Annotated in this window: 15 protein-coding genes; 6 read left to right on the plus strand and 9 right to left on the minus strand. The window is 69.6% G+C overall.

Annotation, left to right across the window (positions count from 1 at the left end; genetic code table 11):
• The first annotated feature begins 1,203 nt into the window (after positions 1 to 1,203).
• From NRB56_RS04780 to NRB56_RS04790, 3 genes are all read left to right on the plus strand, one after another.
• Positions 1,204 to 1,758 (plus strand): monooxygenase family protein, encoded by a 555-nt coding sequence (locus tag NRB56_RS04780; RefSeq protein ID WP_319942557.1) that lies wholly within the window; start codon positions 1,204 to 1,206, stop codon positions 1,756 to 1,758.
• A 149-nt stretch (positions 1,759 to 1,907) separates the two neighbouring features.
• Positions 1,908 to 2,534, plus strand: coding sequence for an arsenate reductase/protein-tyrosine-phosphatase family protein (locus tag NRB56_RS04785; RefSeq protein WP_153339270.1), 627 nt, complete (start codon positions 1,908 to 1,910; stop codon positions 2,532 to 2,534).
• A gap of 142 nt (positions 2,535 to 2,676) precedes the next feature.
• On the plus strand, positions 2,677 to 3,108 hold the full coding sequence (locus NRB56_RS04790; protein WP_153339271.1) for a hypothetical protein: 432 nt from the start codon (positions 2,677 to 2,679) through the stop codon (positions 3,106 to 3,108).
• Between the two features lie 25 nt (positions 3,109 to 3,133).
• Here the strand turns inward: NRB56_RS04790 and NRB56_RS04795 are convergent, their stop codons facing one another.
• The 9 genes from NRB56_RS04795 to NRB56_RS04835 form a co-directional block, all read right to left on the minus strand.
• The gene (locus NRB56_RS04795) at positions 3,134 to 4,078 is read right to left on the minus strand and encodes an acyl-CoA thioesterase (protein ID WP_406603432.1); all 945 of its coding nucleotides are present in this window, start codon (positions 4,076 to 4,078) and stop codon (positions 3,134 to 3,136) included.
• Position 4,079: 1 nt separating this feature from the next.
• Entirely contained in the window at positions 4,080 to 5,501 is a 1,422-nt protein-coding gene (pyk, locus tag NRB56_RS04800; protein WP_319942558.1) for a pyruvate kinase, read from the minus strand.
• Between the two features lie 120 nt (positions 5,502 to 5,621).
• The gene (locus NRB56_RS40415; RefSeq protein WP_406603433.1) at positions 5,622 to 6,173 is read right to left on the minus strand and encodes an NINE protein; all 552 of its coding nucleotides are present in this window, start codon (positions 6,171 to 6,173) and stop codon (positions 5,622 to 5,624) included.
• Between the two features lie 70 nt (positions 6,174 to 6,243).
• Complete coding sequence (lgt, locus tag NRB56_RS04810; RefSeq protein ID WP_319942559.1) at positions 6,244 to 7,665, minus strand: prolipoprotein diacylglyceryl transferase; 1,422 nt, start codon at positions 7,663 to 7,665, stop codon at positions 6,244 to 6,246.
• Between the two features lie 47 nt (positions 7,666 to 7,712).
• Positions 7,713 to 8,504, minus strand: coding sequence for a tryptophan synthase subunit alpha (trpA, locus tag NRB56_RS04815; protein ID WP_319942560.1), 792 nt, complete (start codon positions 8,502 to 8,504; stop codon positions 7,713 to 7,715).
• On the minus strand, positions 8,501 to 9,772 hold the full coding sequence (trpB, locus tag NRB56_RS04820) for a tryptophan synthase subunit beta (protein WP_319942561.1): 1,272 nt from the start codon (positions 9,770 to 9,772) through the stop codon (positions 8,501 to 8,503). The genes trpA and trpB overlap by 4 nt, the downstream gene beginning before the upstream one ends.
• Entirely contained in the window at positions 9,769 to 10,593 is an 825-nt protein-coding gene (gene trpC / locus NRB56_RS04825; RefSeq protein WP_153339272.1) for an indole-3-glycerol phosphate synthase TrpC, read from the minus strand. The genes trpB and trpC overlap by 4 nt, the downstream gene beginning before the upstream one ends.
• Positions 10,594 to 10,734: 141 nt before the next feature.
• Positions 10,735 to 11,592, minus strand: a complete 858-nt coding sequence (locus NRB56_RS04830; protein ID WP_319942562.1) for a TIGR02234 family membrane protein — start codon at positions 11,590 to 11,592, stop codon at positions 10,735 to 10,737.
• A complete protein-coding gene (locus NRB56_RS04835) occupies positions 11,589 to 13,130 on the minus strand; it encodes an anthranilate synthase component I (protein WP_153339273.1) in 1,542 nt (513 codons plus the stop codon). Before NRB56_RS04835 ends, NRB56_RS04830 begins: the two co-directional genes overlap by 4 nt.
• A gap of 161 nt (positions 13,131 to 13,291) precedes the next feature.
• Between NRB56_RS04835 and NRB56_RS04840 the strand changes: the two genes are divergently transcribed.
• The 3 genes from NRB56_RS04840 (at position 13,292) to NRB56_RS04850 (ending at position 14,962) form a co-directional block, all read left to right on the plus strand.
• Positions 13,292 to 13,756 carry a hypothetical protein gene (locus NRB56_RS04840; RefSeq protein ID WP_153339274.1) on the plus strand — a complete coding sequence of 155 codons (465 nt, stop codon included), beginning with the start codon at positions 13,292 to 13,294 and terminating at the stop codon, positions 13,754 to 13,756.
• Positions 13,757 to 13,806: 50 nt separating this feature from the next.
• Positions 13,807 to 14,268 carry a peroxiredoxin gene (locus tag NRB56_RS04845; RefSeq protein WP_153339275.1) on the plus strand — a complete coding sequence of 154 codons (462 nt, stop codon included), beginning with the start codon at positions 13,807 to 13,809 and terminating at the stop codon, positions 14,266 to 14,268.
• A gap of 70 nt (positions 14,269 to 14,338) precedes the next feature.
• A complete protein-coding gene (locus NRB56_RS04850; RefSeq protein WP_153339276.1) occupies positions 14,339 to 14,962 on the plus strand; it encodes a permease in 624 nt (207 codons plus the stop codon).
• The last annotated feature ends 115 nt before the right edge of the window (positions 14,963 to 15,077 follow it).

Here is a 15,077-nt window from a genome sequence, read left to right on the forward strand (position 1 = left end):
CGTGGCAGTGCAGCCGGGCGACGCCATGGCCGTACAGCTGCGCCGAACCACGGCAGTGCAGCCCGACAGCGCCATGGCCGTGCGGCTCGGCCACACCACAGCAGGACAGCCCCACCACACCGTCGCCGTGCAGCCCGGCCACACCGTGCCAGTACAGCTCGGTCGCGTCGCGGCAGCTCGCCACCGCCGCGCCGCGGTCCCGTGCCGTCGCCGTGTCACGGCATCGCGTCACCGAACCCGGTGCGTCCCGGGTGATCCGAGCGGGCCGGGTGATCCGGACCGATCGGTCGCCACACCCGGCCCGCGACCGGCGAACGGTCCCCGCGACAGGTGCGCCCGGCTCGAGCACCGCGACCCGGCCGGCGATGACGACCACCGGTTCGCCGTCCGCGACCGCCCCGCACCGGATATCGAGCCGGCCGGACGCGACAGCGAATGTGGAGCCGTCGGTGACCGCCGGGCGCATCGCGCGTAATTCCGCCATGCCGGCGACGGCGGGTCGGCACCGGCCCGCCCGCTCCGGTATTCCCGGCACACCGGGAGAATCGACGGCCGCCACCGTGCCGCGCACAAGAGAAAATTCGCCGCCCGGCTCGCCATCGACACGAAAATTGCCGGTATACCGTTCGGCGGGAGCGTAGAACAATTCGACCACCACACGTTGTGATGCTTTCCGGCCGTGGGCCGGATCCCGGGTCGAGCCGGTTCCGAAACCGGATGTCACGGTTCGAACTCCGGGGAAGGATGACTATTCGGTCCGCTCGGCATCGGCTGCACGTGCGCCCGAAATTGCACGTTCGCGCAGCCGGTGGATCAGTTCGGCGGACCTCGGAAAAATGCCGGGAGCCTCGGTGGCCGCCACAGCCTGCGCACGTTATTCAAGAGAGTGTCCTGAGGGAAGAGTCGGTGAGAATACGGCGGGTGATCACAACCTCCGTGATTGCCGTACGACAAGCATCCTGTCAGCGTTGCGGATTTCAAGCAACCGCTTCCGGGAAATTAATTCAATACCACCCGGTCGATTTGCTGGCTACCTTTTCGCGATTCCGACATATCGGACAAGTGCGACGGAGCGGCCGCGCCCTGGTCGCGCCGGACGGGACTCGCGGGAACCCGCACGACGCACCGGCATTCGCCGTCATCGAACCGAACCCGTCCCGGCCCCGTTGTTCTCACAGAGACGAGGCACGGAGGGCGTGGACAGTGCGAGTACAGCGCTTGACAGCGGACCTGTCCGGATACCCGGATCTGGTCGTCGTATATCTCGGCATGCGGGTGCGCACCCTGCGCGGCATGGCCCGGCTGCTCGGCGTCGGGCCGAAACTGTATCGGTCGCACCATGATCGGCCCGACGGCCTGCTGTGGCACGACGACATCATCTGGTCGCTGTTCCCGCCGCACTGGGGTGCGCGGCAGTACTGGCGCGATCTGGACAGCCTGGAGCGATGGACGCGCGGCGATCCGCACCGGCAGTGGTGGGAGCGGTTCCTGCGCGACTCCGGCGGCACCGGGTTCTGGCACGAGGCCTATTTCGCGCAGGGCGGGATCGACGCCATGTACGACGACATGTCCACACCGACCGGACTGGCCCGGTTCGCGCCGACCGTCCCGTCACGCGGACGACTGTTCTCCACCCGCGGCCGGATCCGCGACACCGCCGCGGGTGGCCGGAGCCAGGACCGCGCCGCCGCGCCCGTGGTGGCCGAGCAGACCTACTACGCCGACGATCCGGCCGACCCGGCACGCCACGACGAATAGTTGGTCAACCGAATGGAATACCCGCTCGAGCGACCCGCTGGCTAACGACCGGCGACGGATTGGTACCACCGGATGAACACTCGCCCGCCGGACTGTGATCCGCCCGTGATCGGCTTCTGATTTCGTATCCCGCGCCCTACCGTACTACCATGCACGTCCTGTTCGTCTGCAATAGCAATGTGTGCCGGTCGGTGATCGCCGAACGGCTCACCACGGCGCTGGCAGCCGAACACGGGCTGACCGAGCTGACGGCCGAGAGCGCGGGTACCCGCGCACTGGTCGGATTCGGTGTGGAACCGCTTGCCGCGCAGGCGATCAGCGGACTGGGCGGCGATGCGAGCGGATTCAAGGCCCGCCGGTTGCAGCCGGCCATGGTGGAGCGCGCGGATCTGATCCTCACGATGACCGACCATATCCGGGACGATATAAGCAAACTCGTGGCATCGGCGACGTCCCGCACGTTCACGCTGCTCGAGGCCTTCCGGATCGCACGGGTCAGCGGCGCCCGCACGGTCGCCGAGATCGACCGGGCCCGAAACGATCTCGCCCTGGTCGGGCGGGAGAACATCGCCGATCCGGTCGGCCTGTCACCGGAGAAGTACTGCGAGATCGGCGACCGCATCGCGAGTGCGCTGGTGCCACTGCTGCTGGCCCTGGAGATCCATCAGGGACGCGGCACCGACGAGCGCGGACGGCCGCGGCTGGTGGTCCTGCCCGGCGGGCGGGCCGAGCCGCAACCGTTCGAACGGCATCTCGGAATCGGCCGCCACGCCTAGTGCGGCGGCGGTATTCGGCGCATCCGCGCACGCCCGGGGGCCGGTGACACGCCTGATTCTCGCTAATTCGAGTATTCGGGTCTACACTTCCGGCGAACACTTCCGCAGCCGACGGTTCGACACAAGAACAGGACTGAACGACATGCCGAAACGCATTTCGGATGTTTCGCTCCATGTTTATGTGACACCGGAAACCCTCGAGCGCGTCGTGGCGACCGTGCGGCGCGTGGTCGATGATCATGTCGCCGACCGTGATGTCTTCGCGTGGCGTTTCACCCTCCCGGTCGACACCGACCACCACGCGCACATGATGCTCGAAACCCGTTGGCGCCTGGACAATCCGGGAACCGAGCCCGTCGCCCACGGCACCTACGAGATCGCCCTCAGCCTCGTCGGCCCGCCGGACCTGCTCACCGAGGCCGATCTGAGCTCGCTGGAACGCCAACTGGTGCAAGGTATTTCGAAGGGTCACGGCTGCGGTGCGACCGCCGTGCCGTACGTCCTGCACGCCAGCAGCCGCGACAGCTTCGACCTGGAGGAGCACGCGGAGCTGGAACACCTCACCAGTTTCTGAGTGCCACAAGGACTTCCGGGCGCCGCTATCCCTTGCGCGCCGGCCAGTGCCGGATGCACCCCTCCTGCACGACGGTCGCCAGCAGCTCACCGGACTGCGAGTAGTAGTGCCCGGTGGCGAGGCCACGCGAGCCCGCCGCCACCGGTGACTGTGTCGCGTACAACGCCCACTCGTCGAACCGGAACGGGCGATGGAACCAGATCGAGTGGTTCACCGTGATCGCCAGCAGCCGATCCAGGCCCCAGGCCAGCCCGTGCGTGGTGATGATCGAATCCAGCACCGTGGTGTCGGACGAATACCCCAGTGCCGCAACATGAATCAGCGGATCGTCGGGCATCGGGCCGTCGGCGCGCATCCACACCCGGTTGTGCTCCAGGGTGCCGCCGGTGCCCTTCAGGATCCAGGCCGGCTCGTTGGCGAAGCGCATCTCGATCGGGCGCGGGGCCTTCACGAACATCTCCAGCTTGTCCTCGAAGCCGGCGAAGGACTCCTCCACCCGCACCAGCCCCTCCGGGCCGGGCACATCCGGCGGCGCGGTGGCGTGTTCCAGACCGGGCACCCAGTCCTGGAACGCCGCCAGCATCATGAACAGTTCCTCGCCGTCCTGGCTGGCGATCACCATCCGGTTGGCGAGGTTGCGCGCGTCCCGGATGCGCTGCACCCGGAACTCGATGGGCTGCTTCGGATCTCCGCCACGAATGAAGTGCGCGTTGATCGCGTGCAGCGGCCGCGACCGCTGGGCCGAGCCCGGGGTCGTCACCGTCCGGCCGGCGGCCACGATCGCCTGCGCCACCAGCTGCCCGCCGAAGGTGCGGCTCCACACCTTCCGCGGATGGTGCCCGAGGAACACATCCTCGCCGGCCTGCTCCAGATCGAGCAGGCCGAGCAGCTCACCGAGGTCGCCTGCACCGGCCGGCGCGCCGCCCGACGGGTGCGCGGACTCCCGTGACCCGCCCAGCGTCGCGCTCAAATCAGTGGTCCTCCTCGCCGATGCGGTGCACGTGGATGAGGTTGGTGGAACCGACGGTGCCCGGCGGGGAGCCGGCCACGATCACCACGAGATCACCCTTACGGTACCGATTCATCGACAGCAGCTCCTTGTCGACCTGACCGATCATCTCGTCGGTGGTCGCCACCGACGGCACGATGAACGTCTCGACGCCCCAGGTCAGCGCGAGCTGGCTGCGGATCTCCGGCAGCGGGGTGAAGGCCAGCAGCGGCAGCGGGGTGTGCAGCCGGGCCAGCCTGCGCACGGTGTCGCCGGACTGGGTGAACGCGACCAGCGCCTTGGCGTTGAGCCGCTCGCCGATGTCGCGGGCCGCGTAGGAGATGACACCGCGCTTGGTGCGCGGCACGTGGGTCAGCGGGGGGACCCGGGTGGAGGATTCGGCCTCCACCGCGTGCACGATCCGGGCCATGGTGCGGACCGTCTCGATCGGATAGTCGCCGACCGAGGTCTCGCCGGAGAGCATCACCGCGTCCGCGCCGTCGAGCACGGCGTTGGCGACGTCGGACGCCTCGGCCCGGGTGGGCCGGGAGTTGGTGATCATCGACTCCAGCATCTGGGTCGCGACGATCACCGGCTTGGCATTTTCCCGCGCCATCTGGATGGCCCGCTTCTGCACCAGCGGCACCTGCTCCAGCGGCAACTCGACCCCCAGGTCGCCGCGCGCGACCATGACCGCGTCGAAGGCGAGCACGATGGCCTCGAGATTGTCGATGGCCTCCGGCTTCTCCAGCTTGCCGATCACCGGCACCCGGCGGCCGACCCGGTCCATGATGTCGTGCACGAGCTCGACATCGGCGGGCGAGCGGACGAACGACAACGCGATGAAGTCGACGCCGAGCCCGAGCGCGAACTCCAGATCCTCGATGTCCTTCTCCGACAGGGCCGGAACCGACACGTCCATGCCGGGCAGCGACACGCCCTTGTTGTTCGAGACCGGGCCGCCCTCGGTGACCCGGCAGACCACGTCGTTGCCCTCGACCCGGAGCACGACCAGGCCGACCTTGCCGTCGTCGACCAGCAGCCGGTCACCGGCCTTGGCGTCGGCGGCCAATTGTTTGTAGGTGGTGGAGACGCGGTCGTGGCTGCCGTCGATGTCCTCGACGGTGATCCGCACCTCCTCCCCGGTGGCCCAGAAGGTCTTGCCGTCGGTGAAACGGCCGAGCCTGATCTTGGGGCCCTGTAGATCCGCGAGAATGCCCACGGCGCGGCCGAGTTGGTCGGCCGCGCGCCGTACCTTCTGATAGTTCTCAGCGTGGTCGGCGTGTTCGCCGTGACTGAAATTCAACCGGGCCACGTCCATGCCGCTTTCGACAAGTTCGCGGATCCGGTCCTCGGCGGCGGTAGCCGGACCGAGGGTGCACACAATCTTTGTCCGTCGCATCACGAGTCAACCCTAGTCTGCCGAGGGAGGTATGCCGATTCGGCATACCCATCGCTATCAATTGCACTGAACATGATCTGCGTCACGACCCGGCGGCCGCCGCGGAGGGCGGCAACACCGGCGTCAGTTCTCCTGGAGCGGACGGCCGTACGGATCGCGCACCTTGCCGGTGAGGATCATGATGCCGTCGATCAGCGGCCAGATGTGGCCGATACCGCAGGTCAGCCAGGTGACGGCGATCTGGGCGATCGCCATGCCCGGATAGCCCAGATAGAACCGGCCGACCCCGAAGCTGCCGAGGAAGATCTCCAGCAGGCCCGCAACCAATTTCGACTTGTCCGAGTAGGGCTCGCCGTACATGTTGCGGCCGTAGGGCGCGTCCTGGTCCGGTGGATAGCCGCCACCGACGACCGGAACCGAATACGGCTGGACGTAGCCGGGCTGCCCGCCGGCCGGCTGGCCGTAGCCGGGCTGCCCGCCGACCGGCTGGCCGCTCCCCGGCTGCCCGTAGCCGGGTGCGCCGTACTGCGGTTGCTGTCCGTAGCCGCTACCCGACTGGTCGTAACCGCCGCTGTAGGCCTGCCCGCCGAAATCCTGCGGCTGCCCCGGGCCGGTGCCCGGCGCGCCGTATTGCGGCCCGCCCCATCCGGGCTGGGGCTGGTTGGGCTCGGTCACGCGCGTCCTCCTCGCTCGTCCGGGCTGCCCGCGGGCCGCCCGTACCGTGCGGGTCAGAGCGACCCGCACGTCAATTCTTGCGCGACTCGGCCGTATTCGCCGCAGTCGCCGGTGCCGGTCCGGTGTCCTCGTCGTCCACCGGGTCGGCCGGTTTATCGCGGACGGTTCCGATTTCGTTGCCGCCCCCGGCATCCTCGCCGGAAACCGCTTCGGCGGCAGTCCGATCGGACGCCGCCACGGTGGAATCGGACGCCGCCCCGCCCGACCCGGATTCGGCGGTCGACGCGGCGGCGGAACCGCCTGCGGCGGAACCCGAATCCGTACCGGAACCGGAGACCGATTCGGCGTCGTCGCCGGAACCGGCTGCGGCAGCCAGACCGGCCCCACTCGCACCGGTGGCGCTCGAACCGGCGGCGGCCGAACCAATCCCGCCCGCACCAGTCGCGCTCGAACCGGCGGCGGCCGAATCCTCCGCCGCGGCCGTGGCCGCCGCGATCGAATCCCCTGCGGCAACAGCCGATTCCGCCACCTCCGCGGCCTCGGCGGCGGCCGCGTTCCGGCGCAGCGCGCCGAACTGCCACGGCCACGGACGGCGACCACCGGGCGCCAGTTGCGCCGCGGTCTCCCGCCCGCGGGTCGCGAACAGGAAATACGCGAAGGCGCAGAGGAACACGATCACCGAGGTGTACGAGTTGATCCGGATGCCGAAGACATGCGTGGCGTCGTCGTCGCGCAGCAACTCCACCCAGAACCGGCCGAAGGTGTAGATCATCACGTACAGCGCGAACAACCGGCCGTGGCCGATCCGGAACCGCTTGTCGGCCCAGACCAGCAGCAGTACGCCCAGCACGTTCCACACCAGTTCGTACAGGAAAGTGGGCTGGACGATCTTCTCCACTTGACCGTTGGAGACGCCGTTCATCATGTCCGGCTGCCCGGTCACCGGGTCGAACCGCAGGAAGATCTTCAGCCCCCACGGCACCTCGGTGGTACGGCCGTACAACTCCTGGTTGAACCAGTTGCCCAGCCGCCCGATCGCCTGGGCCAGCAGGATCGCCGGCGCGATCGCATCGCCCAAGGCGGGCAACGGGATTCGATACGAACGGCAGCCGATCCAGGCGCCGACGCCGCCGAGGAACACCGCACCCCAGATGCCGAGGCCGCCCTCCCACACCCGGAACGCGTTCATCGGATGCCCGCCGGCCCCGAAATACTTCTCCCAGTCGGTGGCCACGTGGTACAGCCGCCCGCCGACCAGTCCGAACGGCACCGCGAACATCGCGACGTCGAGGACCGCGCCCGGCTGCCCGCCACGCTCCCGCCAGCGCCGCTCGCCCCACCAGATCGCGACGATGATGCCGACGATGATGCACACCGCGTAGGCCCGCAGCGGGAACGGGCCTAGATGCCACACGCCGCGCGGCGGACTGGGAATGTAGGCCAACACCGCACCGCGCGCAGCAACACTGTCTGCCAGGACTGGAATGGTCACGCGCCCCACCGTAGCCGAAGGGACCCGGCCGGTGCCCGGCCGCCCGGTTACGACGCGACGGGAGCGGAGCGGACGCCCTCGGCGAGTTCGGTGGTGAGGGCGCGCACCCGGTCCAGGCCCTCGCCCGCGGCCGCGACCAGCGCCGAGCCGACGATGACGCCGTCGGCGTAGGCCGCGATCTCGGCCGCCTGAGCGCCGCTGCGCACACCGAGCCCGACGCCGATCGGGATATCGGAGTGGACCCGGATCCGGGCGCACAGCTCGGGCGCCATCGAGGAGACCGCGTCACGGGCCCCGGTCACACCCATCGTGGAGGCGGCGTAGACGAAACCGCTACTGGCCTCGATGGTCATTACCAGCCGCTCCTCGGTCGACGAGGGCGCGACCAGGAAGATCCGATCCAGATCGTGGGCCTCGGCGGCGGCGAACCAGTCGGCCGCCTCCTCCGGGATCAGATTGGGGGTGATCAGGCCGAGGCCACCGGCCGCCGCGAGATCGCGGGCGAATCGGTCGACGCCGTACCGCAGCACCGGATTCCAGTAGGTCATCACGACCGCCCGGCCACCGGCGTCGGCGATCGCCTGCACCACGGAGAACACGTCGCGCACCCGGACGCCGCCGCGCAGCGCCTGCTCGGAGGCGGCCTGGATGGTCGGGCCGTCCATCACCGGATCGGAGTAGGCGATGCCGACTTCGATGATGTCGCAACCGGATTCGACCATCGCGGTGCACGCGGCGATGGATCCGGCGAGGTCCGGGTACCCGGCGGGCAGATAACCGATCAGGGCGGCGCGGCCCTCGGCGCGAGTCGCGGCGAAGGCGCTCTCCAGACGGCTCACTGCTGCTCCTCCTGCGGCCCGTCGAACAGCCCGAACCAGCGGGCGGCGGTGTCCATGTCCTTGTCGCCACGACCGGACAGGTTCACCAGAACGATTGCGCCCTCGCCCAATTCGCGGCCCAGCTGCAGCGCGCCGGCCACCGCGTGCGCGGATTCGATCGCCGGGATGATGCCCTCGGTGCGGGACAGCAGCAGCAGTGCGTCCATCGCCTCGGTGTCGGTGACCGGGCGGTACTCGGCGCGGCCGATGTCCTTGAGATAGGCGTGCTCCGGCCCGACGCCCGGATAGTCCAGACCGGCGGAGATGGAATGCGATTCGATGGTCTGCCCGTCCTCGTCCTGCAACAGGTACGAGTACGCGCCCTGGAACGCGCCCGGTGTGCCGCCGGTGAAGGTGGCGGCGTGGCGGCCGGTCTCGACCCCGTCGCCCGCCGCCTCGAAGCCGACCAGCCGGACCGCCGGATCGTCGATGAAGGCGTGGAAGATGCCGATCGCGTTGGAGCCGCCGCCGACGCAGGCGGTGACCGCGTCGGGCAGCCGCCCGGTGCGCTCGCGCACCTGCACGCGCGCCTCCAGCCCGATCACCCGCTGGAAATCCCGCACCAGCAGCGGGAACGGATGCGGTCCCGCGGCGGTGCCGAAGCAGTAGTAGGTGTCGTCGGCGTTGGTCACCCAGTCGCGCAGGGCCTCGTTGATGGCGTCCTTGAGCGTCTGCGAGCCGGTGGTCACCGAGATCACCTCGGCGCCGAGCAGCCGCATCCGCGCCACGTTCAGCGCCTGCCGGGCGGTGTCGACCGCGCCCATGTAGATCACGCAATCGATGCCGAACAGCGCGCACGCGGTCGCGGTGGCCACGCCGTGCTGGCCCGCGCCGGTCTCGGCGATGACCCGGGTCTTGCCCATCCGCTTCGCCAGCAGCACCTGACCGAGCACATTGTTGATCTTGTGCGAGCCGGTGTGGTTCAGATCCTCGCGCTTGAGGAAGATCCGCGCGCCACCGGCGTGCTCGGACAACCGGGTGCACTCGAACACCGGCGACGGACGGCCCGCGTAGTCGCGCTGCAACCGGTCCAGTTCGGTCAGGAATCCGGGGTCGACGCGGCACTTGTCGTATTCGGCGGTGACCTCCTCGATCACCGCCATCAGCGCCTCCGGCACGTGCCGGCCGCCGTACACGCCGAAATGCCCGCCCTGATCGGGCTCGTGACTGCGCTGGGTGACCCCCTCGCTGGCCTGGGGCAGCGCGGCGTTCTCGGTGGTTCCGGTCACCGGGCGACGCCCCGGCGCAACGGGCGCGGGCAGGACGGATGGGTACCGGCGGTGACCAGTTCGGACACCGCCGCACGGGGATCACCGCTGGTCACCAGGCTCTCGCCGACCAGGACCGCGTCGGCGCCGGCGCCGGCGTACGCCAGCAGATCGGCGGTGCCGCTGATACCGGACTCGGCGACCCGGATGACCTCGGTGGGCAGACCGGGGGCGATCCGCGCGAACACGTCGCGATCCACCTCGAGGGTCTTGAGGTTGCGCGCGTTGACCCCGATGACGGAGGCGCCGGCCTCAAGGGCGCGGTCGGCCTCCTCCTCGGTGTGCACCTCGACGAGGGCCGTCATGCCCAGCGATTCGGTGCGGTCGATCAGCGAGGACAGCGTGTCCTGTTCGAGGGCGGCCACGATCAGCAGGATCACGTCCGCGCCGTGCGCGCGGGCCTCGTGGATCTGATAGGGGCCGACGACGAAGTCCTTACGCAGGATCGGCACGTCGACGGTCGCGCGGACCACGTCCAGATCGTCCAGCGAACCCTGGAACCGGCGCTGCTCGGTGAGCACGCTGATGATGCGCGCGCCACCGTCCTCATACGCCTTCGCCAGGCTGGCCGGGTCCGGGATGTCGGCCAGCGCGCCCTTGGAGGGGCTGGCCCGCTTGACCTCGGCGATGACCGCGATGCCGTCCGCGAACAGCGCGGCCCGGGCGTTGCGGGGGGAGGGGGCCGCCGCGGCCGCCTTCTTGACTGCCTGGAAATCCAGGAGGGCTTCCCGAGCGGCCACATCCGCGCGGACCCCGTCGAGAATCGAGTCGAGGACTGTCATCTGGCTCGAATCCTTTCTGGGGAGACGGACTTGCTTCCTGAGAATCTCAGGCGCTGTCTCACCGATGCTTGATAAAGAGTAATGGTCGTGTTCACGGCGCCGACGGCGGGGTGTTGTGCAGTGGACCAGCGCCTGCCCCGGTCACCGCCGCCCGCCGGGATCGTCCTCGGTGGGATCGGCTCCGGCGTCCAGCGCGTCCCACAACACCCGTTCGGACAACGACTGATCCGGATCGGCCGCTTCGGTCCGTACGGATTCTTTCTCGCCTCGATTGTGTTGCCCGGACACCTGCTCGGCGGCCGCGGCGCGCCGGAACACCGGGTTCTCGTATTTGCCCGACAACCGCGCGGTGGTCTCGGGCATCCGCGCGAGCAGCACTCCGGCCACGAAGGCCGCGAGCGCACCGGCCAGCGACAGCCACACCGGCAGCCACGAGGTCGTGACGTGGTCGACCCGGGCCCGCGCCGGCAGATCGGCGAGCCGGGCCGCGCGCTCGGCGGTACGGCTGTGCCCGCTCACCAACGCGAACCACGGCACCGCCGACACCGCCGCCAGCAGCGCCACCACCGCGCCGACCATCCGGCGCAACCAGCCCCGGGTGGCGAACATGGCCGCGATCGCGGCCAGCAGCACCAGCGCCAGCGGCGTCAGCGCCCCGAACCAGGTACCACCGTCGAGTGTGTGGGTACGCGGCTCGGTCAGCCCGTCCGAGGACACCATCGTGACCCAGGTCAGCCGCGACGAGGCCCACAGCAGCACCGCCGCCACCGTCAGCAGCACCGCCGGGCCGACGGGATATCGCCGCGGGCCCGGACCGGCCGCCGACTCCCCGGAATCGTTCCCGGCGTATCCCTGTGTGCCGCTGCCGGAATTCGCGGCGCCGGCATCCCCGGGGCGGCTCCCGGCGGCACGCATCGAGCCGTCCGGCGCCCCGGCCCCCGACTCCGCGCTACCGGATAGGTCGCCCGGGCCGGGGGCGTCCGCGCCGGGAGCACTCACCGGGTGGTCTCCTGATCGGCGGCCCGCACGGTCTGCGCGGCGGCGACCGCCTTGAGCACCGCCATCGCCTTGTTGCGGGATTCGACGTCCTCGTACTCGGGGTCGGAATCGGCGACCACCCCCGCGCCGGCCTGCACGTACGCCGTGCCGTCCTGCAACAGCGCGGTGCGGATCGCGATCGCGGTGTCGGCGTCGCCGGCGAAGTCGAGATAGCCGATGATGCCGCCGTAGATGCCGCGGCGGGTCGGCTCGAGTTCCTCGATCAACTCCATCGCACGCACCTTCGGCGCGCCGGAGAGGGTGCCGGCCGGGAAACACGCCTGCACCGCGTCCAGGGCGATCCGCCCGGGGGCCAGCCGCCCGGAGACCGTCGACACCAGATGCATCACGTGGCTGTACCGCTCGACGTGCCGGTACTCGGTGACCCGCACGGTACCCGGCAGGCACACCCGGCCCAGGTCGTTGCGGCCGAGGTCGACGAGCATCAGGTGCTCGGCGTTCTCCTTCTCGTCGGCGATCAGGCCCTTCTCCAGCAGCAGATCGTCCTCCTCGGTGGCGCCGCGCCACCGGGTACCGGCGATCGGGTGCGTGGTCGCCACCCCGTCCTTCACCGTCACCAGCGACTCCGGACTGGATCCGACGATGGAGAACGCCGTCTCGCCCGCCGCGTCCGGGACGTGCAGCAGATACATGTACGGGCTCGGGTTGGAGGCCCGCAGCATCCGGTACAGATCCAGCGGGCTGCCCGCGTAGTCCATCTCGAACCGCTGCGACAGCACCACCTGGAAGGCCTCACCGGCCTCGATCTCCTTGACCAGCCGGCGCACCCCCGCGCCGAACTCCTCGGTGGTGCGCTGCCGCCGGTACTCCGGCTCGGGACGCTCGAACACCGAGACCGTGGACTCGGCCGGCGCGGCCAGCGCGGCGGTCATCCGGTCCAGGCGGGCGACGGCGTCGTCGTACGCCTCGTCGACGCGTTCGTCCGTGCCGTTCCAGTTGACGGCGTTGGCGATCAGGGTGATGGCGCCCTCGTGGTGGTCGAAGGCGGCCAGGTCGGTGGCCAGCAGCAGCACCATCTCCGGCACGTGCAGATCGTCGGCGGCGAGTTCCGGCAGCCGTTCCAGCCGGCGCACGATGTCGTAGCCGAGATAGCCGACCAGGCCGCCGGTCAGCGGCGGCAGACCGGGCAGGCGTTCGGTACGCAGCAGTTCCAGGCTCTCGCGCAGCGCGGCCAGCGGTTCACCGCCGGTCGGCGCGCCGGCCGGCGTGGTGCCCAGCCAGGCCGCCTTGCCGTCGATCACCGTCAGCGCGGACGGGCTGCCCGCGCCGATGAACGACCATCGCGACCAGGACCGGCCGTTCTCCGCCGACTCGAGCAGGAAGGTGCCCGCCCGGTCGGCGGCCAGCTTACGATAGGCCGAGAGCGGAGTTTCGGAGTCCGCCAGCACTTTTCGGGTCACGGGCACCACCCGGTGCTCGGCCGCGAGGGTGCGGAACTGATCCCGGGTGGTCGTGGTGGGGGTCGGCGCGCCTGGCATCCACCCATCATTCCAGGGTCGGGCAACCGGGTTTCCCGCGCCCCGAACCAGCCGGGAACCCAGCGGCGGCGAATAACGAGCGTCCGATCATTCGCTCGAATGCCCGAATTCTGGTCCCGCGCCCGCGCGGAATCGGTCGACACGAGAGGAGTTCAACACCGATGTACCCCTCGCAACCGGTGACACCGGAGGATCGCCGACCGGCCACCACCCGCTCGTTGCCCACCCCGGCCCGGCCCGCGGACACCACCCCGCCGAACGTGGCCGGCCGCGCGACCGCCGGCGGGCAGAATCGCACCGCCGCCACCGGCGGGCAGAACCGCAACACCACCCCTGGCAGCCAGAACCGCACCGCCACCTCCACCGGGCAGAACCGCAACACCACCTCCGGCGGGCAGAACCGCAACACCACCCCCGGCGGGCAGGGACCGGGCCCGCACAATGCCGTCGCCTCCTTCGTCACCTACGTGAAGGCCCTGGAGGACATCGATCGGCGCGCCTTTCCCGACGAGTTCGCCCGGCACGCGGACCGGATCAAGGAGCTGAAGCCGTTCCTGAAGGCACACGGCATCCTCGACGTGATGACCATCAAGAACCCGGAAATCGCGGCGCTGGTGGGCATCTGACGGTTTCTTCCGGGTACCGGGCGCCCGGTGCGCCCGGTACTGTCTGGTTCATGAGGACAGGTGAGCAGGCGCCCGCTTTCGAACTCCCCGATCAGTCCGGCACGGTCCGGTCGCTGGACGCGCTGCTGGCCGAGGGGCCGCTGGTGCTGTTCTTCTACCCGAAGGCGAATACGCCGGTCTGCACGGCCGAGGCCTGTCATTTCCGGGATCTGTCCGCCGATTTCGCCGCGATCGGCGCGAGCTGCGCCGGGATCAGCACCGACGCGGTCGCGACCCAGGCCGGGTTCGCCGAGGCCCAGCGCCTGGGCTACCCGGTGCTGTCGGACGTCGGCGGGGTGGTGGCCGAGAAGTTCGGCGTCAAGCGCGGACTGCTGGGCGCGCTGATGCCGGTCAAGCGGCACACGTTCGTGATCGGCACCGATCGCACGGTGCTCGACGTGATCACCGGCGAACTCAAGGCAAACGTCCACGCCGATCAGGCCCTGGCCTTCCTGAAACAGCGCAACAGCTGATCGGACGCCGATCGGACACGCTGTGGTCCGAGTGGTTCACACCTCCGGTGCGGGTGCCTACGCTGTCGGTATGACTTCACACAGCGTGGAGCAACCCGTCGGCATCAGCCCGGCCCTGCGGCGCCGGATCCTGGGCGCGCTGGGCCTCGTGCTCGCGCTGGTGCTGGTGTACTTCCTCCTGACAGCGTTCATCCCGCGCTGGTGGGCGCAGCGGGTCGCGAGTATGTCCGGCCACGGCAGCTTCAGCCGGGGCATCTGGTCCGGCCTGGCGCTGGGCTTCGTGTGCACGCTGGCACCGCTGCTGATCCTGCTGTTCGCCGTCACGATCTGGGGTAAACGCGCCGGCCGGTTCCTCGCCGGGGCCGCGGCGGTGGTCGCGATCGTCACCGCGCTGCCCAATCTGATGACGCTGAGCATCGTGCTCGGCACCACCAACGCCGCACACGCCGGCGAACGGGTGCTCGACGTCGACGCGCCCGGATTCCGCGGCGCCACGCTGACCGCCGCGATCGTGGCCGCGGTGGTGTTCGCACTCGTCGTCTTCGCCGTGTTGCGCGGCCGGTTCCGCACCCGCCACCCGGGCAGGCGCCCCACGGAACAGCGCGCGCAATCCGTCGGCACGCAGCAGGATGTGCATGACACGACACGAGAATCGATCGCCCGACACGCCGACGATGGTCACCCACAGTCCTGATGAGCCGTGATAGATGTCACGTCATAAACAACACTGGTGACCCTCGAGCGAAATCGTGGCAAACTAAGTGTTCGCGGGTGACTGTGAATTGAAGTTTCAATTATCACCAGCTCGG

The organism is Nocardia aurantia, from assembly GCF_009604425.1.
GTDB lineage: Bacteria > Actinomycetota > Actinomycetes > Mycobacteriales > Mycobacteriaceae > Nocardia > Nocardia aurantia.

Coding starts and splice junctions, on each gene's coding strand:
- NRB56_RS04785 (WP_153339270.1), top strand. CDS start 1,908: ATGCACGTCCTGTTCGTCTGCAATAGCAATGTGTGCCGGTCGGTGATC.
- NRB56_RS04790 (WP_153339271.1), top strand. CDS start 2,677: ATGCCGAAACGCATTTCGGATGTTTCGCTCCATGTTTATGTGACACCG.
- trpC (WP_153339272.1), bottom strand. CDS start 10,593: ATGACAGTCCTCGACTCGATTCTCGACGGGGTCCGCGCGGATGTGGCC.
- NRB56_RS04835 (WP_153339273.1), bottom strand. CDS start 13,130: ATGCCAGGCGCGCCGACCCCCACCACGACCACCCGGGATCAGTTCCGC.
- NRB56_RS04840 (WP_153339274.1), top strand. CDS start 13,292: ATGTACCCCTCGCAACCGGTGACACCGGAGGATCGCCGACCGGCCACC.
- NRB56_RS04845 (WP_153339275.1), top strand. CDS start 13,807: ATGAGGACAGGTGAGCAGGCGCCCGCTTTCGAACTCCCCGATCAGTCC.
- NRB56_RS04850 (WP_153339276.1), top strand. CDS start 14,339: ATGACTTCACACAGCGTGGAGCAACCCGTCGGCATCAGCCCGGCCCTG.